This is a genomic window from Micromonospora sp. NPDC050200 (assembly GCF_040656135.1).
Taxonomy (GTDB): Bacteria; Actinomycetota; Actinomycetes; order Mycobacteriales; family Micromonosporaceae; genus Micromonospora.
The window spans coordinates 120006-137980 of sequence record NZ_JBFALG010000005.1 but is presented as its reverse complement, the minus strand read 5'-3'; the positions used below and the strand labels follow the sequence as shown (position 1 = coordinate 137980).

The window sequence follows — 17975 nt, the reverse complement described above, 5'->3', positions numbered from 1 at the left end:
CAGGCTCGGCGGACAGAGACCGCCGGTTAGAGTGACGGTCGTGACGACGCTGCCCGATCGACGCCTCCTGCTGGTTCACGCGCACCCCGACGACGAGTCCATCGGCACCGGGTCGACGATGGCGTGGTACGCCGCCGGCGGCGCCCACGTCACGCTCGTGACCTGCACCCTCGGCGAGGAGGGCGAGATCCACGTGCCGGAGCTGGCGCAGCTCGGCGCGGCCGAGGCCGACCAGCTCGGCGGCTACCGGATCGGCGAGCTGGCGGACGCCTGCGCCGCGCTCGGCGTCACCGACCACCGCTTCCTCGGCGGCGCCGGCCGCTACCGCGACTCCGGCATGATGGGGCTGGCCACCAACGAGCACCCCCGGGCCTTCTGGCAGGCCGACCTCGACGAGGCCGCCGGGCACCTGGTGGAGATCATGCGCGAGGTCCGCCCGCAGGTCATGATCACGTACGACCCGAACGGCTTCTACGGCCACCCCGACCACATCCAGGCCCACCGGGTGGCGACGCGGGCGCACGAGCTGGCCGCCGCCGAGGGCTGCGCCCCGGCCAAGGTCTACTGGACGGCCATGCCGCGCAGCGTGCTGGAGGCCGGGCTGACCCACTTCACCGAGTCGTCCGACAACCCCTTCGAGGGCATCGGGAACGCCGACGAGCTGCCCTTCGGCACCCCGGACCCGGAGATCGCCGCCCGGATCGACGCCACCGACCAGCACGCCGCCAAGGAGGCGGCGATGCGTGCGCACGCCACCCAGATCCCGGCCAACTCGTGGCTGTACTCGATCGCCGGCAACTTCGGCGCCGAGTTCATGGGCGTGGAGTACTTCACCCTCGCGGTGGGCGAGAAGGGCCCCGGCAGCGGCCCGTACGGCTGGGAGGACGACCTCTTCGCCGGACTGGCCACCGACGGTAAGGACCGCTCCCCGGTCGCGGTGGCCGGGCTCCGGTGACCCTGCCCGCCGCGCCGATGCCGGTCGTCGAGGAGCAGCTCACACCGCCGCCCCCGGGCCGGTCCGCGCGGCTGCTCGATCTCGCCCTGCGGATCGCCGGCGGGCTGGTCTCGGTGGTCGGCGGGGTGCTCACGGCCCTGCTCGGGCTGCTGCTGTCCACCGTCCGGGTGGGCGGCCACCTGATCGGGGTGTCGGTGCCGGTCACCATCGGCGCGGCCATCGCGGTGAGCTGGTTCGCGTACGCGACAGTCGGCCGGAAGTGGGCGGTGGCGCTGCCCGCGCTGCCGTGGTTCGTGCTGATGGCCGTGGCGGCGGTCCGCACCGCCGAGGGCGACCTGCTCGTCGCCGGGGACAACTGGGTGGGGCTGGGCATGATCACCGCCGGGGCGATGACCTTCGCGGTGATGGCGTTCCGGCAGATCCTCGGCCCGGCGCAGCGACGTCACGACGGGTGATGACGCGACACCGGCTGTGGTGGTAGACATTCCTGCCAGAAGGCCCGCCGGTGGGGCGGGCGTACGGCGGGAGGCGTGCGATGGGGAATCGGTGGCGGGCGGTCAGCGTGCTGGCGGCGGCGCTGTTCGCGGTCAACGTGGCGGCTCGGGTGACCATCAAGCTCGGCTTCGACGGGAACGACACCGCCGCCGACCGGGTTTCGCTGGGCATGTTCGTGGTGATCGGGCTGATCCTCGCCGGGGTGGTCTTCGTCCAGGGCCGGACCCGTCCGGCCGGGCGGTGGGGCGCCGACGTGGGTGCGGCGGTGCTGGTGGCGCTGCTGCTGACCGTGCTGGTCGGACCGCTGCTGGTGGGCGACAACCCGTTCGGCGGGGGCGCCGGCCTGTTCTTCGCCCAGATCTGGCTCTACCTGCTGGCCGCCGGGGCCGGCGTGGCGGTCGGCTACCTGGTGCTCACCGCGCTCGGCCTCGACCACCGCTCACAGCTGCTCAAGCGGTACGCCGAGGTCAAGTCGGCCAAGCCGCGCCGGGTCGTCCGCCGCTGACCCCCGCGGCTCCGGTGCGCGCACGTCCGGCGCGCGCCACGCCCGGCCCCGGCACCGTCCGGGTGTCCGGTTCCGATCGGCCCGCGCACGGTCCTCGCCCCGGCGTCGGGGCGGCGGCAACCTCGGTTTGAGCGACATGCCTGAGAGGCATGTTCATGCCTGCCCGGCATGTCGCTCGTGAGGGTGTTCGTTCTCCGGCCGGAGCCGGGCCGGGCGTCGCCGGTCCCGGCGCGGCCGCCGATTCTCAGTGCGGGGCGACGCGGGTGAGGTAGGTGTGGTGGGTGGTGAAGCCGAGCGCCCGGTAGAGCGCCACCGCGCCGCTGTTGCGCTGCTCCACCTGGAAAAAGGCGTGCGTCGCGCCCTCCGCAAGGCCCCAGCCGACCAGGGCCCGGACCACCCGGCCCGCCAGCCCTCGTCGCCGGGCCTCGGGCACCACCTCGATCAGGCTGAGCCCGAGCCAGCGTCCCTGCCCGGTGACGGTGCCCCGGCCGATCGCGACCAGCGCGCCGTCGGCGTACACGTGGGCGAAGCGGACTCGGTCCACGGCGGTGAGCACGTGCCGCGCGGCGTCCGGCAGGCCGCCCTTGCGGCCGGCGGCGATCGCGAGCCAGTCGTCCGACGGCGCGGCGGCCAGCTCGACCGGCGGCGAGCCGGCGCGGGCCGGCGTGGCCGGCGGCACCGTGGCGAGCGCGACGGTCTGCACCAGCACCGGCGGCCCGCTGCCCCAGCCCCGGGCGTCCAGCTCCGCGCCGACCGGCGCGGCCAGCGGGAGCGGGGTGTTGACCATGGCTGGTTGGCCCTGGTCGGCGTACCAGCGTTCCACCGCGTCCAGCGCGGCCGGCAGCGGCCGGTCCGGGTCGCCGACCGGCAGCGCCGAGTTGGCCCGGCCGGACCAGCCGGCGGCGGCGCGCAGCCGCCAGTCGCCCAGCCGGCCCCGCACGACGGCGGGCCAGGCCTCGTCGGAGGCCAGCTCCAGCTCGACCACGGCCGAGGCGGTCGGCCGGCGGGTCGGCGGCACCCGCTTGGCCCGGTGCACCTCGGCCACCGGCACCCGCAGCCGGCCCTGCCCGGTGGCGAGAGTGAGATGGGTCTCGGTCAGCTCGACCAACTCGCCGAGAGCGTCCGAGAAGAGGGGCCGGCCGTCGCGAATCCCCACAATGCGGCGCACCACGATCCGGTGGCCCACGTCCTGCTGTCGGAGCACGATCGACCTCCTCCCCGGCGAGATACTAGGCTCTTACCGTCGCGGGTGATCGCGGCGAGTCTTGCGGAGGAGAAGACCGGTGACCTACATCATCGCCGAGCCGTGCGTGGATGTGCTCGACAAGGCATGCATCGAGGAGTGCCCGGTCGACTGCATTTACGAGGGCAACCGGATGCTCTACATCCACCCCGACGAGTGCGTCGACTGTGGTGCCTGTGAGCCGGTCTGCCCGGTGGAGGCCATCTTCTACGAGGACGACGTCCCGGAGCAGTGGAAGGACTACACCGGGGCCAACTACGAGTTCTTCGAGGACCTGGGCTCGCCGGGTGGCGCGTCGAAGATCGGCAAGGTGGAGAAGGACGCGACCTTCGTCGCCGCCCAGCCGCCGCGCGGAGAGGGCCACTGAACCGGTCCGCGCCGGTCTCGTCCCGGCTGCCCGAGTTCACCTGGGACACGCTGGACGCCGCGGCCACCCTGGCCGCGGCGCACCCGGACGGTCTGATCAACCTCTCGATGGGCACGCCCGTCGACCCGGTGCCCCCGGTGATCCGGCAGGCGCTGGCGGACGCGGCCGACGCGCCGGGCTACCCGCTGACCGCGGGCACCCCGGCGCTGCGGGACGCCATCGCGGCCTGGGTGGCGCGGTCCTGCGGCGCCGGCGTCGACGGGCTCGGGGTGCTGCCGACGATCGGCTCGAAGGAGCTGGTCGCGTGGCTGCCCACCCTGCTCGGCCTCGGGCCCGGTGACGTGGTCGTGGTGCCGTCGATCGCCTACCCGACGTACTCCGACGGGGTCCGGCTGGCCGGCGCCACCACCGTACGCGCCGACTCGCTGACCGCCGTCGGTCCGACCTCCCGGGTACGCCTGGTCTGGATCAACTCGCCCGGCAACCCGACCGGTCGGGTGCTCCCCGCCGCCCACCTGCGCAAGGTGGTCGACTGGGCCCGCGAGCGGGGCGCCGTGGTGGCCAGCGACGAGTGCTACCTGCCGCTGGGCTGGTCGGCCGACGCCGAGCCGGTCTCGGTGCTCTCGCCCGAGGTCTGCGGCGGGTCGTACGACTCGGTGCTGGCGGTGCACTCGCTCTCCAAGCGCTCCAACCTCGCCGGATACCGGGCCGGGTTCGTCGCCGGTGACCCGGCGCTGGTGGCCGAGCTACTCAAGATCCGTAAGCACGCCGGCATGATCGTGCCCGCGCCGGTGCAGGCCGCCATGGTGGCCGCGCTGTCGGACCAGGCGCACGCCGACGAGCAGCGGGAACGCTACCGGGCCCGGCGGGAGACGCTGCTCGCCGCGTTCACCGGGGCCGGTTTCACGGTGGAGCACTCCGAGGCCGGGCTCTACCTGTGGATGACCAGGGGCGAGGACTGCTGGGCCACGGTCGACTGGCTGGCCCGCCGGGGCATCCTGGTCGCCGCCGGCGTCTTCTACGGCCCCGGCGGGGCGCAGCACGTCCGGGCCGCGCTGACCGAGTCCGACGCGCACGTCGCCGCCGTCGCCGCCCGGCTCGCGCAGGCCTGACGCACCGATGGGCGGGGCCGGCGCGGTGGTCCGGGCGGCGGTGGTCGGCACCGGGCTGATCGGCGGTTCGGTGCTGCTCCGGTTGCACGCCGCCGGCTTGGACGTGGCCGGCTGGGACCCGGACGAGTCCACCCGGCGGCAGGCCCGGCGGGTCGGCGTACCCGCGCCGGAGCGCCTGGTCGACGCGGTGGCCGACCGGGACGTGGTCTTCCTCTGCGGGCCGCTGCCCACCCTGCCGCAGATCCTGCTGCAGGTGGCGGCGGTGACCGGCGAGGACTGCCTGCTGACCGACGTCGGGAGCACCAAGGCGGAGCTGGCCGCGTTCGCCGCCGCGCGGGGGCTGACCCACCGCTTCGTGCCCGGTCACCCGATGGCCGGCACCGACCGGGCGGGCCTCACCGCGGCGGTGCCGGGGCTCTTCGACGACGCCGCCTGGGTGCTCTGCCCCGCCCCGGGGCCCGGTCTGGCCGCGTTCCGCCGGCTCACCGCGCTGGTCATGGAGGTGTTCGCCGCCCGGGTGGTGCCGATGGCGGCCGACCGGCACGACGCGGTCGTCGCGCTCGCCTCGCACGTGCCGCACCTGCTCGCCGGCGCCCTCGCCGGCGCGGCCGAGCGCTCCCCGCTGCGCGACGCGGTCCTCGGCCTGGCCGCGGGCAGCTTCCGCGACGGCACCCGGGTTGCCGGCACGCCGCCGGAGCGGACCGCGAACATGCTGCTCTCCAACCGGGCGGAGGTGCTGGCCGCGCTGGCCTCGGTCAGCTCCTTCCTCGACGAGTTGGCCGCCGCGCTGCGCGACGACGACCGGGCCGCGCTGACCGCCCGGCACCGGGAGGGCCGGAACGCCCGGTCCGCGCTGGCCGGCCGCCCGACGGTCGAGCTGCGGCGCGCCTTTCCGCTGGCCGGCGACGGGGACGCGGAGCTGCGCTTCCTGCACGAACTGGGCGCGGCCGGCGGCTACCTCGACGGGTGCCGGACGACCGGCGACGAGGTCGAGTACTCGGCCCGCCGGTTGGCCGTGGACCCGGGCGGCCCATCGGTCCCGCCGTTAGGGTGAGGGCGTGACGGACGGACCGGTCGTGGCGGTGCGCGGCGAGGCGTACCGCGAGGTTCCGCCCGAGCTGGCCCGCTTCCAGGTCACCGCGACGGCCCGCGAGCGGGACCGCGAGGCCACCCTGACCCGGCTCGCCGAGCGGGCCGCCGCCGTGCGGGTGCTGCTCGACGAGCACGCCGCCGCGCTCGACCGCCGGGAGACCGGCGACCTGCGGGTACGCCCCGAGACGAACCGCTCCGGCGAGCGGGTGGTCGGCTACCACGGCAGCGTCACCACCGGCGTCACCGTCATCGACTTCACCGTCCTCGCCGAGCTGATGCTCCGCCTGGCCGACCAGGAGCAGGTCCAGGTGGCCGGGCCCTGGTGGTCGCTGCGGCCGGACAGCCCGGCCCGCCGGGAGGCCCGGCACGCCGCCATCGCCGACGCGCTGCACCGCGCCCGGGAGTACGCCGAGGCGCTGGGCTCCCGGGTGACCGCCCTGCTGGAACTGGCGGACGCCGACGAGGGGTTCGGCCCGACGGCGTCCGGCGCGACGTTCTCGTACCGGATGGAGAAGGGCGCGCCGCCCGAGCTGGAGCTCGACCCGCAGCCGCAGACCGTGCACGCCGTGGTGCGGGCCCGGTTCACCGTCAGCGACCCGGTCCTGCCCTGATGCCCGAGGCGACCCCGCTCCCGGTCGAGGGCCTGGTGGCGCGGGCCCGTGCCCTGGCCGAGGCCGGTCCCCGGCAGCTGCTCGGCATCGCCGGCGCGCCCGGCGCGGGCAAGTCCACCCTCGCCGAGCGGATCGTCGCGGCGGTCGGCCCGAGCGCCCGCCTAGTGCCGATGGACGGCTTCCACCTGGCCCAGGCGGAGCTGGAGCGGCTGGGCCGCGCCGCACGCAAGGGCGCGGCGGACACCTTCGACGCCAACGGGTACGTCTCGCTGCTGCGCCGCCTGCGCCGGCTGGAGCCGTCCGCGGTCCACGCCCCGCTGTTCCGCCGGGACCTGGAGGAGCCGGTGGCCGGGGCGGTCGAGGTGCCGCCCTCGGTCCGGCTGGTGGTGACCGAGGGCAACTACCTGCTGCTCACCGACCCGCCCTGGGACGAGGTGCGGCAGCTGCTGCACGAGGCGTGGTTCCTCGACCTGGACGCGGAGTCGCGGCTGCGCCGGCTCGTCGCCCGGCACGAGGCGTACGGACGGACGCCGGCGCAGGCGGCGGCCTGGGCGCACGGCACTGACGAGTCCAACGCCGCCCTGGTCACCGGCACCGCGCACCACGCCGACCTGGTGGTGCGCCTAACCGACCCCCTGCCGGGGTGACGGGACGGTCCGTCGCAGCAGCCGGGCGACGACGGCCCGTTCCCGGTGGAACTCCACCGCCTCCGGGTACCCGCTGTGGTTGCGGATGGGCGGGTCGGCGACCTCCCCGCCGCTGGGGTGCAGCGCCTCCGGGTCGGTGACCGGCACGTCCCGTTCCCCGGCGGTGACCTGCCAGCCCAGCGGGTCGGTGGGGCGCCAGAAGTTGGTCCAGGCGACGCACCCGTCGGGCCAGGTGAGGGTGCCGGCGAGCACCCGGAGCCGGTCCGGTCCGAAGTACGCCGGGAAGATCCGGCCGTAGAGCCGGGTGAGCTGGCAGCCGTAGGAGAAGAACCAGATCCGCCGGCGCCAGCGAGCCGGCAGTTGGAGCAGCATCGCGGCGCAGATGACGGTCCCCTGGCTGTGCCCGGAGAGGATCACCCCGTCCATCCGGCGCGGGTCGTGCTCGGCGAGCGCGAGGAGCCCGGCGACCCGGGTCTGGAGTTCGGGCACCGCCCGCTCCGCGTAGCTGGGCGGGGCCAATGGGTGGGCCGCGCGGGGCCAGAAGGTGCCGATGTCCCAGACGACGCCGACCGAGCGGCGGACGGTGTCGTTGCGGTAGACGAGCAGCCCCAGCCCGGCGATCACCGCCGGCAGCCAGCCCAGCATCATGTCGCCGACGTCCGCGACGGTGTGGACCACCGCCTGCCAGCCGGTGGCGGGCTCCGGGCTGGGGTGGCTGCCGGAGAGCGCCGCCGCGCAGCAGAGGGTGGCCAGCACCACCGCCACGGTGGCACAGCAGCCGACCAGCCAGACCGCGTGTTCGCCGACCAGCCGGTGCAGGGCCCGGTAAGCGCTGACGTCGCGGCAGCGGCGCAGGTCGTGGGCGGAGTGGTGGACGGTCCCGGGCGCGGTCAGCGTGGCGTACTCCCGGCGGCGCAGCTCCTGGAAGAGCAGGCCGGCGCGGATTCCGGTGCCGGCGAGGACGAGCAGCGCGACCGCGAAGGCCAGCCCGGCCCAGTACACGGCCAGCGGTGGCCGCACCCGTTCGGGCCCGGCGCCGTCGAGCCGGCCGGCGACCAGGTGCAGCAGCCCGGCGCTGTAGGCGATGGCCATCATCCAGCCGGCGCCGGCGATCAGGGCCGGGCCGCGGCCGCCCCAGGCCAGGCCGGTGTGCGGGCCGAGGGGTTGCTGCTCGGCGTCCGTCCGGGCCGGGGGCAGCAGCAGGCCGGTCGCGGCGACCGCGATCGCCGGTACGGCGAGCATCCAGGTCTCCAGCCCGTCGGGTGCGGCGGGGGCGCCGGGCAGGCCGCCCTCGGTCCAGCCCACCCCGAGCGGCAGCAGCGCGGCGCCGGCCACCGGCGCGAGCAGCGCCTGGCGCCCCGACCGGGTGACCGTGCCGATGGCGATCAGCAGCAGCACCTGGTACGTGGCCAGCCAGGCGACGGTCGTGTCGTACCCGGGCAGCGACCGGTCGGCCAGGCAGCCCGGCGTGTCGGGAGCCCGGGCGCAGCCGGCCGGTGGCCGGAACTCCGACAGCGGCCGGCCGGCGGGCCCGTCGGGCATCATCAGGAGCACGAAGGTGCCGGTCAGTCCCAGGCCGACGAGCACGCCGACGGCCGTGCTCCACCGGCCGAGCGGGGTGTCCCCGCGGCGTCGGGTCAGGTAGGGCCGGCCCACCGCGACGACCGCCGTTCCCACCACCGCGGCGAGGGCGGCGACGGTGGGCCAGGCGACGGCCGCCCGGACGCCCCGGGGCGGGTCCATGACGAGCACCGCCGCGAGCGGTACCGACGCGGCGACCGCGGCCGCGGTGCACAGGTGCAGCACGGCCGCCCGGCGCAGCTGCCCCTCGCCGCACCAGAAGGTCGGGTCCTGCAACGGGTTGGCCAGGGGCGGCGGCTGGTCGGCGGGGAGCGCCGCCTCGGTCGGGCGGCGGGCGGGGCGGGGGCGCGGCGGGGCGGGCATCTCGGCCTCGTACTGGTAGGTGCGCCAGGCGACCATGCCGAGCCCGGCCAGCACGGCCAGCGGCAGCAGCAGGCCGACGGCCAGCGCGTGGGCATCCGCCCGCCACCAGCCGTGGCCGAGGAACTCCCACGGGCCGGGCAGGTGACGCAGGCAGTCCTGGTCCACGCACTGCCAGGCGATCAGGTCAACGCCGACCCCGGTCATGGTGATCGCCAGGGTGGCGGTGAGGCTCAGGCAGAAGAGGCGGATCAGCCAGGCGGCGATGCCGGAGCGGCTGGCCCAGCGTTCCCGGTCCGGGTCCGGCGGGATCTCGGGGCGGGCGTGCAGGGCCACGTTGGCCAGGGTGAACGGGAGCAGCAGCGTCCACAGGGCCCGCTCGACGTCCCGTGCGGTCCGCGCGCCGGAGGTGAGCTGCCCCCAGCTGTACGCCTCGACCGCGATCGGGTCGTCCGGGCCGGCCGCGGTGGACCGGTAGAAGCCGGTGACCCTGCCGCCGGCCACCAGGGCGGGTTGCGGGCCGTTCCCGCCGGGTTCGGCTCGCAGCCCGAGGGTCTGGTCGGGCGGGGTGTTGGACACCCCGTGCACCCGTAGTTCGAGCACCCGTTCGCCCATCCGTGCCCCCTGGTGTCGCGCTCACTACCCAGAGTGCACTCTGTTGCCCGGTTCCGCCCACCCCCGGACCGCCGTTTCAGCAGCTCAAACCGGTTATTCCAGGGCGCGTACCGGTCGGGCGGGGTTGCCGACAGCGACCACGTCGGGTGGCAGGTCCCGGGTGACCACGGCGCCGGCGCCGATCACGGTGTTCGCGCCGACGGTGACCCCGGCGAGCACGATGGCCCCGCCGCCGAGCCAGACGTTGTCGCCGATGGTGATCGGCTTCGCCGCCTCCCACTTGTCCCGGCGGGGTCCCGCTTCGATCGGGTGGGTGGGGGTGAGCAGTTGCACGCCGGGTCCGATCTGGACGTCCGCGCCGATGGTGATCCGGGCGACATCGAGGAAGACCGTGTTGAAGTTCACGAAGCAGCGGGGGCCGATGTGGATCTGCCAGCCGTAGTCGCAGTGGAACGGCGGGCGGATCCAGGTGTCCTCGCCGAGCGAGCCGAGCAGCTCGCGCAGCGCGGCCAGCCGCCCCTGCGGGTCGGTGGCGGAGCTGGTGTTGAAGCGCTCCGTCAGCTGGGCCGCGCGGTCGAGGTCGGCGATGATGTCCGGCTCGTTGGCGAGGTACGGCTCGCCGGCGAGCATCCGTTCCCGCATGGAGGTCACCGGCCGATCATGCCTGGCCGGGTCGTTGCCTTGTGCCAGGAGCGTCATGTTCCGGACTTCACTTTGCATACCCGGTATGCAATCCTGGTCGCTGTCAATGTGACTCCTGTCAATGACGACGCTTCACGAGGAGGATCCGTTGCACCGAACCAGAAGGAAGACCGCCGCGCTCGGTCTCGTGCTCGGCCTGGCGCTCGGCGTCCCCGCCACCGCCTCGGCCGCCGCACCGACCGCCCCGGCCCGCCCCACCGGGGCGTCCCGGCCGGCCGTGCCGCCGCCGACGGCGACCGGGGGGTCGACCACCGTCACCCTGCTCACCGGGGACCGGGTCACCGTCACCGCCTCCGGCGACGCCGCCGTCCGGCCCGCCGCCGACCGGGGCGACCTGCGATTCCTGGTACGCCGGGAGCGCGGGCACCTCACCGTGGTGCCGCAGGACGCGCTGCCGCTGATCCGCTCCGGCCGGGTGGACCGGCGGCTCTTCGACGTCACCGAGCTGATCTCCGCCGGCTACGACGACGCCCGCCGCGACGACCTGCCGCTGCTGGTGTCGTACGCCTCCGGGGAGGCCCGGCGCGGTGTGGCCGCGCTGCCCGGCGCCCGGGTGACCCGGGACCTGCCGGCGATCCGCGGCGCGGCTCTGACCACCGGCAAGTCCACCGCCGGCGCGGTCTGGTCCGCGGTCACCACCGGCTCCACCACCCGGCTCGGCGCGGCGGGGGGCGTCGAGCGGATCTGGCTCGACGGCCGCCGCCGGGTCACCCTGGACCACAGCGTCCCCCAGATCGGGGCGCCCACCGCCTGGTCGGCCGGCTTCACCGGCAAGGGCGTGACCGTCGCGGTGCTGGACACCGGCGTCGACACGGCCCACCCCGACCTGACCGGCAAGGTGGCCGAGTCGCGCAACTTCACCGAGGTCACCGACGACCGGGACACGGTCGGCCACGGCACCCACGTGGCCTCGACCATCGCCGGCAGCGGCGCCGCCTCCGGCGGCCGGTACAAGGGCGTGGCGCCGGACGCGACGCTGCTCAACGGCAAGGTCTGCGAGGACGTCGGATGCACCGACTCGGCCATCCTGGCCGGCATGCAGTGGGCCGCCGTCGACAAGCGGGCCACCGTGGTCAACATGAGCCTCAGCGGCTGGGACTACCCCGAGGTCGACCCGCTGGAGGAGGCGGTGCAGACGCTGACCGCCCAGACCGGCACCCTCTTCGTCACCGCCGCCGGCAACTCCGGGTCGGACGCCTCCGTCGGCTCCCCGGCCAGCGCCGACGCGGCGCTCGCCGTGGGCGCGGTGGACCGCGACGACCAGCTCGCCGGGTTCTCCAGCCGCGGACCCCGGGTCGGTGACGACGCGGTGAAGCCCGACATCACCGCGCCCGGCGTGGACGTCGTCGCCGCCCGGGCCGCCGACGGCTTCATCGGCGACCCGGTGGGGGACAGGTACGTCAGCCTCTCCGGCACCTCGATGGCCACCCCGCACGTGGCCGGCTCGGTGGCGCTGCTGGCCCAGCAGCACCCGGACTGGAAGGCCGGCCAGTTCAAGGCGACCCTGATGGCCGCCGCGAAGCCGCACCCGGCGCAGACCGCGTACGAGCAGGGGGCCGGCCGGGTCGACCTGACGCGCGCGATCGGCCAGCAGGTCACCAGCGACCCGGTCAGCGTCTCGTTCGGGCGGGCGCTCTGGCCGCACGGCGACGACGCGCCGGTCACCCGCACGGTGGCCTGGCGCAACGCCGGCCCGACCGCCGTCACCCTCGACCTGACCACCGAGGTCACCGGGCCGGGCGGCCAGCCGGCGCCGGCCGGCATGTTCCGGCTCGGCGCGACGCGGGTGACCGTGCCGGCGGGCGGCCGGGCGGAGACCACCGTCACCGCCGACACCCGGCTCGGCGACACCGACGGCTACTGGACCGGCCGGGTCGTCGCCCGTAACGGCGCCACGGTCGCGGTGACCCCGGTGGCGGTGAACCGCGAGGTGGAGAGCTACACCGTCACGGTGACCCACCTCGGCCGGGACGGCAGCCCGTTCGGGGACTCCTACACCACCCTGGTCAACCTGGCCGGCTTCGACGTGCGCGACATCCACGACGCGGACGGGGTCGCCGAGGTGCGGGTCCCCAAGGGCCGGTACGGCCTGAACAGCGTCTTCATCGAGACCGCTCCGGACGGCGGGCTGGGCGGGCTCGCCCAGCTGGCCCAGCCCGAGCTGGTGGTCGACCGTGACCTGAAGATCACCCTGGACCTCCGGCGGACCGCGCCGGTGGAGATGACGGTCCCGCAGGCCGGCGCGAGGCCGGCGCTGGTGGACATCGGCGCCAACTTCACCGCCGACGACGGCAGCACCTACGGCTTCGGCCTGATCTCCTTCGACTCCTTCGACGGGCTGGCCACCGGCCAGCTCGGCGGCACGGTGTCGGCGGACCGGTTCGTCTCCACGTTCAGCAGCCAGTGGACCGAGCCGGAGACGCGGGACAGCCGCTACCTGTACGCGCTGAGCGAGGCCGTCCCGGGCCGGCTGCCCACCGGCTTCGTGCGGCACTACCGCACCGGTGGCCTGGCGACCGTGGTGCACCGGTTCCGGGACCCGTACCGGGGCCTGGAGTCCGCCCGGCTGGTCTTCCCCGACACCGGCTACAACACCGGAGGCTGGGCGATCATGCTGCCCACCGCCACCCCCGGTCAGCGGGTCGAGCACTACAGCACCAAGGGCGTCCGGTGGAGCTCCGAGCTCGACTTCGGCGTGCGCGACCCGGACGGCTGGCTGAACACCAGCGCCGTGCTGGAGAGCATGCCGGTCGCCTACCGGGCGGGCCGGACCGTCCACGAGACCTGGGGCGAAGCGCCGCTCGGGCCGTCCTTCCCGGCTCCACGCTGGCCGGACCAGAGCATCAGCCGGACGGGTGACTCGGTGTTCGTCGGCCTGCCGTTGCACAGCGATGCCGCCGGGCACCCGGGCGGATCACTCGCCGACAAGGCCCGCACCGCGCTGTGGCGCAACGGGAAGTTGGTCGGCGAGACCGGGGATCCCGGCTACGGCCAGTTCGACGTGCCGGCCGGCGCGGCCGACTACAAGCTGACCGTGTCGTCCACCAGGAGCCTCACCGACCTGAGCACCGAGGTGGAGTCCACCTGGACCTTCCGGTCCGGCCATGTGACCGGTGCGGAGCCGGTACGGCTGCCGGTGTCGGCGATCCGGTTCGCCCCACCGCTGTCGGCCGACAACAGCGCCTCGGCCGGCCGGCTGCTGCGCGTTCCCGTCGAGGTGCGGCGCCAGCCCGGCGCGGGCACGGCCACCGTGGAGAAGCTGACCGTCGACGTCTCGTACGACGGCGGAAAGACCTGGCAGAAGGTCACCGTCCTGCGGCTGCCCCGGACCGGGTGGGTGGCGCTGGTCAAGCACGCCGCAGCCCCCGGGTACGTCTCCCTGCGCGCCAGCGCGCGGGACAGCGCCGGCAACACGGTGACCACGCGGATCATCCAGGCGTACCGCCTGCGGTGACCCGCCGGTCCGGGTCCGCGGTCTCCCCGCTGCGGCCCCGGGCGCCAATCGTGACGGGGCCGGGGCGCGTTGCCCCGGTCTCGGTCACGGTCAGTCGTTTGCGTGCAGGGCGGCGTTCAGCTCGATGCCCCGGCCGGTCCGCGGCTTCGCCTCCAGCGCGCCGGTGACCGAGTTGCGCCAGAAGAGCAGCCCGTCCGCGCCGGAGAGCTCGCGGGCCTTCACCACCCGCCCGTCCGGCAGTGTGATCTTCGACGCGGCGGTGATGTAGCAGCCCGCCTCGACCACGCAGTCGTCGCCGAGGGAGATGCCGACGCCGGCGTTCGCGCCGATCAGGCTCCGCTCGCCGATGCTGACCCGCTCGGTGCCGCCGCCGGAGAGGGTGCCCATGATCGAGGCCCCGCCGCCGATGTCGGAGCCGTCGCCGACCAGCACGCCCTGCACGATCCGCCCCTCGACCATCGAGCTGCCCAGCGTGCCGGCGTTGTAGTTCACGAAGCCCTCGTGCATCACGGTGGTGCCGGCGGCCAGGTGCGCGCCGAGCCGGACCCGGTCCGCGTCGGCGATCCGGACCCCGGCGGGGACCACGTAGTCGGTCATCCGGGGGAACTTGTCCACTCCGTACACCGCGAGGTGGCGGCCGGCGGCCCGCTCGATCACCCGCAGCTCGTCGACCCGCTCCGGCGGGCACGGCCCGGCGGACGTCCACGCCACGTTCGCCAGCTTGCCGAAGACGCCGTCGAGGTTGAGCTCGTTGGGCCGCACCAGGCGGTGGGAGAGCAGGTGCAACCGGAGGTACGCGTCGGAAGCGTCCTTGATCGGGTCGTCCAGCGAGCCGATCACGGTGGTCACCTCGACGGTACGCAGACCCGGCAGCGCCCGCTCGCCGATCGCGCCGGGCGGCAGGTCGAGCACGTCGGCCTGGTCCTCGCCGGGGACCAGCGGCAGCTCGCCGAGTCCGAGCTTGCCGGTCGGGTACCAGGTGTCGAGCACCTGTCCGTCGGCGGTGACGGTGGCCAGGCCGATGCCCCAGGCGGGTACTGCGGACGTCACTGTTCTACCTTTCGTTCGCGACTGCGGGCTCGCAAGCTCACTCCTCGCGCTCACCGAATTTGACGGTACCGTGCCCAGCATGGAGAACCCGCTGACCCCCGAGGTCTTGGCTGATCCGGTGGCGCTGACCCGTGCCCTGGTCGACATAGAGTCCGTCTCCCGCAACGAGAAGGTCATCGCCGACTGCGTCGAGGAGGTGCTGCGGGGCGTGCCTCACCTGGCCACGTTCCGGCACGGCAACACGGTGATGGCCCGTACCGACCTGGGGCGGCCCTCCCGGGTGGTGCTCGCCGGCCACCTGGACACGGTGCCGCTGAACGACAACTTCCCGTCGACCATGCGCGGCGACCTGATGTACGGCTGCGGCACCTCGGACATGAAGTCGGGCGTGGCGTTCGCGCTGCACCTGGCGGTGACCCTGCCCGACCCGCGCTACGACGTGACGTACTTCTTCTACGAGGCCGAGGAGATCGAGTCGAAGTACAACGGACTCACCCTGGTCGCCGAGGCACACCCGGAGTGGCTCGAGGCCAACTTCGCGGTGCTGCTGGAGCCGACGTACGGGATCGTCGAGGCCGGCTGCCAGGGCACCATGCGGGCGATCGTCACCACGCACGGCGAGCGCGCCCACGCCGCCCGGTCCTGGCACGGGGTGAACGCCATCCACGGCGCGGGCGAGGTGCTGCGCCGGCTGGGGGCGTACGAGGCCCGGCGGGTCACCATCGACGGCTGCGACTACCGCGAGGGGCTGAACGCGGTGCGGATCACCGGTGGGGTGGCCGGCAACGTCATCCCGGACCGCTGCGAGATCGAGGTCAACTACCGGTTCGCCCCGGACCGTGACCCGGCGGCTGCCGAGGCGCACCTGCGGGAGGTCTTCGCCGGCTTCGACCTGGCGGTGACGGACGCGGCGTCCGGCGCGGCGCCCGGGCTGGACTCGCCGGTGGCGCAGGAGTTCCTCGCCGCCGTCGGGGCCGCGCCGATCGGCAAGCTGGGCTGGACGGACGTGGCCCGGTTCGCCGCGATGGGCATCCCGGCGCTGAACTTCGGCCCCGGCGACCCCAACCTGGCCCACCACAAGGACGAGCACGTCGAGATCACCAAGATCCGCGACGGCGCCGCCACCCTCCACCGCTGGCTCGCCCCCGCCTGATCCCGCCGCCGCTCGCCCTCCGCCCGGCCGCCGCCCGCCGGTTGCCCGGCTTCCGGCCGGGCCTGCGCCGGGCCTGGGCCCCGGGCCACCGGGCCCGCCCTCCGCCAAAGATGATCAAGAGGGTTGCGTCTCAGGGAGGGTTCCCAGAGGCGCAAACCTCTTGATCAACAGCGCTTCGCCGGCCCGGTGGGCCAGGGCCGGGGGTGCGGGGTGGTGTGGGTGGTCAGGCGGTGGTCAGGGCAGGGGTGTCGGTGGTCTCGGCGGGGTCGGCGGTGGGTGCCGCCGGGGACTCCAGCTGACGGGCGCGGCGGCGCTCGGCCACCACGTCCCGGATGCGCCGCTGCATCTGCCGGCGGATCCGCATCCGTTCGTTGTTGCTGATCACGCTTGCTCCTCCCCCGAAGGCGCGCGCCGGGGCATACCCGGTATGTGAATAGTAAGACGTACGGGCGACAGAATTAGTTGCCCAAGATCGCGAACTATTTCTCCGGCTCGCCCGGCGCCGCACCCGGCGGGTGCCGCTCCACTACGGTTGCTCCATGAGCCAGAGCAACGGGCGGCAGCCGGGCCGCGATCCGGAGCGGCACCGGGGCGCGGTCACGCTGCGCCGGGGCGCGATCCCGACCAGCACCGCCGACCAGCGGCTGTTGGACTCCCGGGGTCGGGGCGACTGGAAGACCAGGGACGCCTGGCGCGCGCTGCGGATCCTCTCCGAGTTCGTGGAGGGCTTCGACACCCTGGCCGACCTGCCGCCCGCCGTCAGCGTCTTCGGCTCCGCCCGCAGCACCCCCGACAGCCCGGAGTGCCGGATGGCCGAGGAGCTGGGAGGCGCCCTGGCCCGGGCGGGCTACGCCGTGATCACCGGCGGCGGACCGGGCGTGATGGAGGCGGCCAACCGGGGAGCCAGCGAGGCGGGCGGGCTCTCCGTCGGCCTCGGCATCGAACTCCCCTTCGAGCAGGGGCTCAACGACTGGGTCGACCTGGCCATCGACTTCCGGTACTTCTTCGCCCGCAAGACCATGTTCGTCAAGTACGCCCAGGCGTTCGTCGTGCTGCCCGGCGGCTTCGGCACCATGGACGAGCTCTTCGAGGCGCTCACCCTGGTGCAGACCGGCAAGGTCACCCGGTTCCCGGTGGTGCTGATGGGCAGCGCGTACTGGCGGGGCCTGCTCGACTGGCTGCAGGACAGCATGGCCGGCGAGGGCAAGATCGGGCCGGTCGACCTGGAGCTGATCTGCGTCACCGACGACGTGGACGCCGCCGTCCAGCACATCGTCGAGGCCGAGGCCGCCCTCTCCGCCGAGCAGGAGGCCGTACGCGAGGAGGCGGTGGCCCGGACCGCCGCCGACCAGCAGGCCGCCGCGGACAGCTCGGCGAACGCAGCCGGGGGCGGCGGGCCGGGCGGCCGGACCGGGTCGGGCGCGGGCCGGAAGGGCTGAGCCGTGGCGGCGATCTGCGTATTCTGCGCCTCCTCCCGTACCCTCGACCGGCGCTGGCTGGAGTTGGCGGCCGAGACGGGCGCGGAGCTCGCCCGGCGCGGACACACCGTGGTCAGCGGCGGCGGCTGCGTCGGGATGATGGGCGCCCTGGCCGACGGCGCGCGGGCGGCCGGCGGGCGCACCGTCGGGGTGATCCCACAGGCGCTGGTCGACCTGGAGGTCGCCGACCTGGCCTCCGACGAGCTGCTGGTCACCGACGGCATGGCCAGCCGCAAGACGCTGATGGTCGAGAAGTCGGACGCCTTCCTCACCCTGCCCGGCGGGCTGGGCACCCTGGACGAGCTCTTCGAGGTCTGGACCACCGCCACGCTGGCCCTGCACGCCAAGCCGATGGTCCTGGTCGACACCGACGGCTTCTACCGCCCGCTGCTCGACTGGCTCGCCGCCCTCGCCGACCAGACCTTCCTCAAACCCGCCGGCCTCGACCTCCTGCTGGTCGCCGACACCGTCCCCGCCGCCCTGGACGCCCTGGAATCCCGCCTCGCCTGACCGGCGCGCCTCCTCGGCGATCATGAGGTTGACGGCGAAGTCGAT

General features: G+C 74.6%; 17 protein-coding genes. 12 read left to right on the top strand and 5 right to left on the bottom strand.

The genetic code is table 11. From position 1 onward, the window contains the following. Positions 1–31: 31 nt before the first annotated feature. From mshB to AB0I41_RS06010, 3 genes are all read left to right on the top strand, one after another. A complete protein-coding gene (gene mshB, locus AB0I41_RS06020; RefSeq protein ID WP_357102322.1) occupies positions 32–955 on the top strand; it encodes an N-acetyl-1-D-myo-inositol-2-amino-2-deoxy-alpha-D-glucopyranoside deacetylase in 924 nt (307 codons plus the stop codon). A 17-nt stretch (positions 956–972) separates the two neighbouring features. Next, complete coding sequence (locus tag AB0I41_RS06015; RefSeq protein WP_357102442.1) at positions 973–1410, top strand: hypothetical protein; 438 nt, start codon at positions 973–975, stop codon at positions 1408–1410. An 80-nt stretch (positions 1411–1490) separates the two neighbouring features. Continuing rightward, positions 1491–1955, top strand: coding sequence for a hypothetical protein (locus tag AB0I41_RS06010; RefSeq protein WP_357102320.1), 465 nt, complete (start codon positions 1491–1493; stop codon positions 1953–1955). Between the two features lie 244 nt (positions 1956–2199). Here AB0I41_RS06010 and AB0I41_RS06005 read toward each other — a convergent pair whose 3' ends face one another. Beyond that, on the bottom strand, positions 2200–3159 hold the full coding sequence (locus AB0I41_RS06005; RefSeq protein ID WP_357102318.1) for a GNAT family N-acetyltransferase: 960 nt from the start codon (positions 3157–3159) through the stop codon (positions 2200–2202). A 79-nt stretch (positions 3160–3238) separates the two neighbouring features. Here AB0I41_RS06005 and fdxA point away from each other — a divergent pair, with 79 nt between their 5' ends. From fdxA to AB0I41_RS05980, 5 genes are read left to right on the top strand one after another with little or no spacing between them, the layout of a single operon-like run. Next, on the top strand, positions 3239–3565 hold the full coding sequence (gene fdxA / locus AB0I41_RS06000) for a ferredoxin (protein ID WP_007464872.1): 327 nt from the start codon (positions 3239–3241) through the stop codon (positions 3563–3565). Further along, positions 3562–4677 (top strand): succinyldiaminopimelate transaminase, encoded by a 1116-nt coding sequence (gene dapC / locus AB0I41_RS05995; RefSeq protein WP_357102440.1) that lies wholly within the window; start codon positions 3562–3564, stop codon positions 4675–4677. Before fdxA ends, dapC begins: the two co-directional genes overlap by 4 nt. A gap of 7 nt (positions 4678–4684) precedes the next feature. Beyond that, on the top strand, positions 4685–5731 hold the full coding sequence (locus AB0I41_RS05990; protein WP_357102315.1) for a prephenate dehydrogenase/arogenate dehydrogenase family protein: 1047 nt from the start codon (positions 4685–4687) through the stop codon (positions 5729–5731). 4 nt (positions 5732–5735) lie between these two features. Beyond that, a complete protein-coding gene (locus tag AB0I41_RS05985; RefSeq protein WP_357102313.1) occupies positions 5736–6380 on the top strand; it encodes an SIMPL domain-containing protein in 645 nt (214 codons plus the stop codon). Further along, positions 6380–7027: a nucleoside/nucleotide kinase family protein gene (locus tag AB0I41_RS05980; RefSeq protein WP_357102311.1), complete on the top strand. Its 648-nt coding sequence runs from the start codon at positions 6380–6382 to the stop codon at positions 7025–7027. The genes AB0I41_RS05985 and AB0I41_RS05980 overlap by 1 nt, the downstream gene beginning before the upstream one ends. Here the strand turns inward: AB0I41_RS05980 and AB0I41_RS05975 are convergent. Beyond that, complete coding sequence (locus tag AB0I41_RS05975) at positions 7004–9583, bottom strand: hypothetical protein (RefSeq protein ID WP_357102309.1); 2580 nt, start codon at positions 9581–9583, stop codon at positions 7004–7006. The two genes, AB0I41_RS05980 and AB0I41_RS05975, sit on opposite strands and share 24 nt — an antisense overlap. Before the next feature lie 93 nt (positions 9584–9676). Continuing rightward, on the bottom strand, positions 9677–10234 hold the full coding sequence (locus AB0I41_RS05970) for a sugar O-acetyltransferase (RefSeq protein ID WP_357102307.1): 558 nt from the start codon (positions 10232–10234) through the stop codon (positions 9677–9679). A gap of 178 nt (positions 10235–10412) precedes the next feature. Between AB0I41_RS05970 and AB0I41_RS05965 the strand changes: the two genes are divergently transcribed. Then, complete coding sequence (locus tag AB0I41_RS05965; protein ID WP_357102438.1) at positions 10413–13739, top strand: S8 family serine peptidase; 3327 nt, start codon at positions 10413–10415, stop codon at positions 13737–13739. A gap of 90 nt (positions 13740–13829) precedes the next feature. Here AB0I41_RS05965 and dapD read toward each other — a convergent pair whose 3' ends face one another. Continuing rightward, on the bottom strand, positions 13830–14789 hold the full coding sequence (gene dapD / locus AB0I41_RS05960) for a 2,3,4,5-tetrahydropyridine-2,6-dicarboxylate N-succinyltransferase (protein ID WP_357102305.1): 960 nt from the start codon (positions 14787–14789) through the stop codon (positions 13830–13832). 79 nt (positions 14790–14868) lie between these two features. Here dapD and dapE point away from each other — a divergent pair, with 79 nt between their 5' ends. Then, the gene (dapE, locus tag AB0I41_RS05955; RefSeq protein ID WP_357102303.1) at positions 14869–15942 is read left to right on the top strand and encodes a succinyl-diaminopimelate desuccinylase; all 1074 of its coding nucleotides are present in this window, start codon (positions 14869–14871) and stop codon (positions 15940–15942) included. A gap of 223 nt (positions 15943–16165) precedes the next feature. Here the strand turns inward: dapE and AB0I41_RS05950 are convergent, their stop codons facing one another. Continuing rightward, positions 16166–16327, bottom strand: a complete 162-nt coding sequence (locus AB0I41_RS05950) for a hypothetical protein (protein WP_357102301.1) — start codon at positions 16325–16327, stop codon at positions 16166–16168. A 154-nt stretch (positions 16328–16481) separates the two neighbouring features. Between AB0I41_RS05950 and AB0I41_RS05945 the strand changes: the two genes are divergently transcribed. Together AB0I41_RS05945 and AB0I41_RS05940 are read left to right on the top strand one after the other, a co-directional pair. Further along, positions 16482–17381: a TIGR00730 family Rossman fold protein gene (locus AB0I41_RS05945; protein WP_357102299.1), complete on the top strand. Its 900-nt coding sequence runs from the start codon at positions 16482–16484 to the stop codon at positions 17379–17381. A 3-nt stretch (positions 17382–17384) separates the two neighbouring features. Continuing rightward, positions 17385–17930: a TIGR00730 family Rossman fold protein gene (locus tag AB0I41_RS05940; RefSeq protein ID WP_357102297.1), complete on the top strand. Its 546-nt coding sequence runs from the start codon at positions 17385–17387 to the stop codon at positions 17928–17930. The last annotated feature ends 45 nt before the right edge of the window (positions 17931–17975 follow it).

Excerpts from the sequence above, each read along its gene's own strand:
- AB0I41_RS06015 (WP_357102442.1), top strand. The coding sequence starts at position 973 with ATGCCGGTCGTCGAGGAGCAGCTCACACCGCCGCCCCCGGGCCGGTCC.
- AB0I41_RS06010 (WP_357102320.1), top strand. The coding sequence starts at position 1,491 with ATGGGGAATCGGTGGCGGGCGGTCAGCGTGCTGGCGGCGGCGCTGTTC.
- AB0I41_RS05990 (WP_357102315.1), top strand. The coding sequence starts at position 4,685 with ATGGGCGGGGCCGGCGCGGTGGTCCGGGCGGCGGTGGTCGGCACCGGG.
- AB0I41_RS05980 (WP_357102311.1), top strand. The coding sequence starts at position 6,380 with ATGCCCGAGGCGACCCCGCTCCCGGTCGAGGGCCTGGTGGCGCGGGCC.
- AB0I41_RS05975 (WP_357102309.1), bottom strand. The coding sequence starts at position 9,583 with ATGGGCGAACGGGTGCTCGAACTACGGGTGCACGGGGTGTCCAACACC.
- dapE (WP_357102303.1), top strand. The coding sequence starts at position 14,869 with ATGGAGAACCCGCTGACCCCCGAGGTCTTGGCTGATCCGGTGGCGCTG.
- AB0I41_RS05945 (WP_357102299.1), top strand. The coding sequence starts at position 16,482 with ATGAGCCAGAGCAACGGGCGGCAGCCGGGCCGCGATCCGGAGCGGCAC.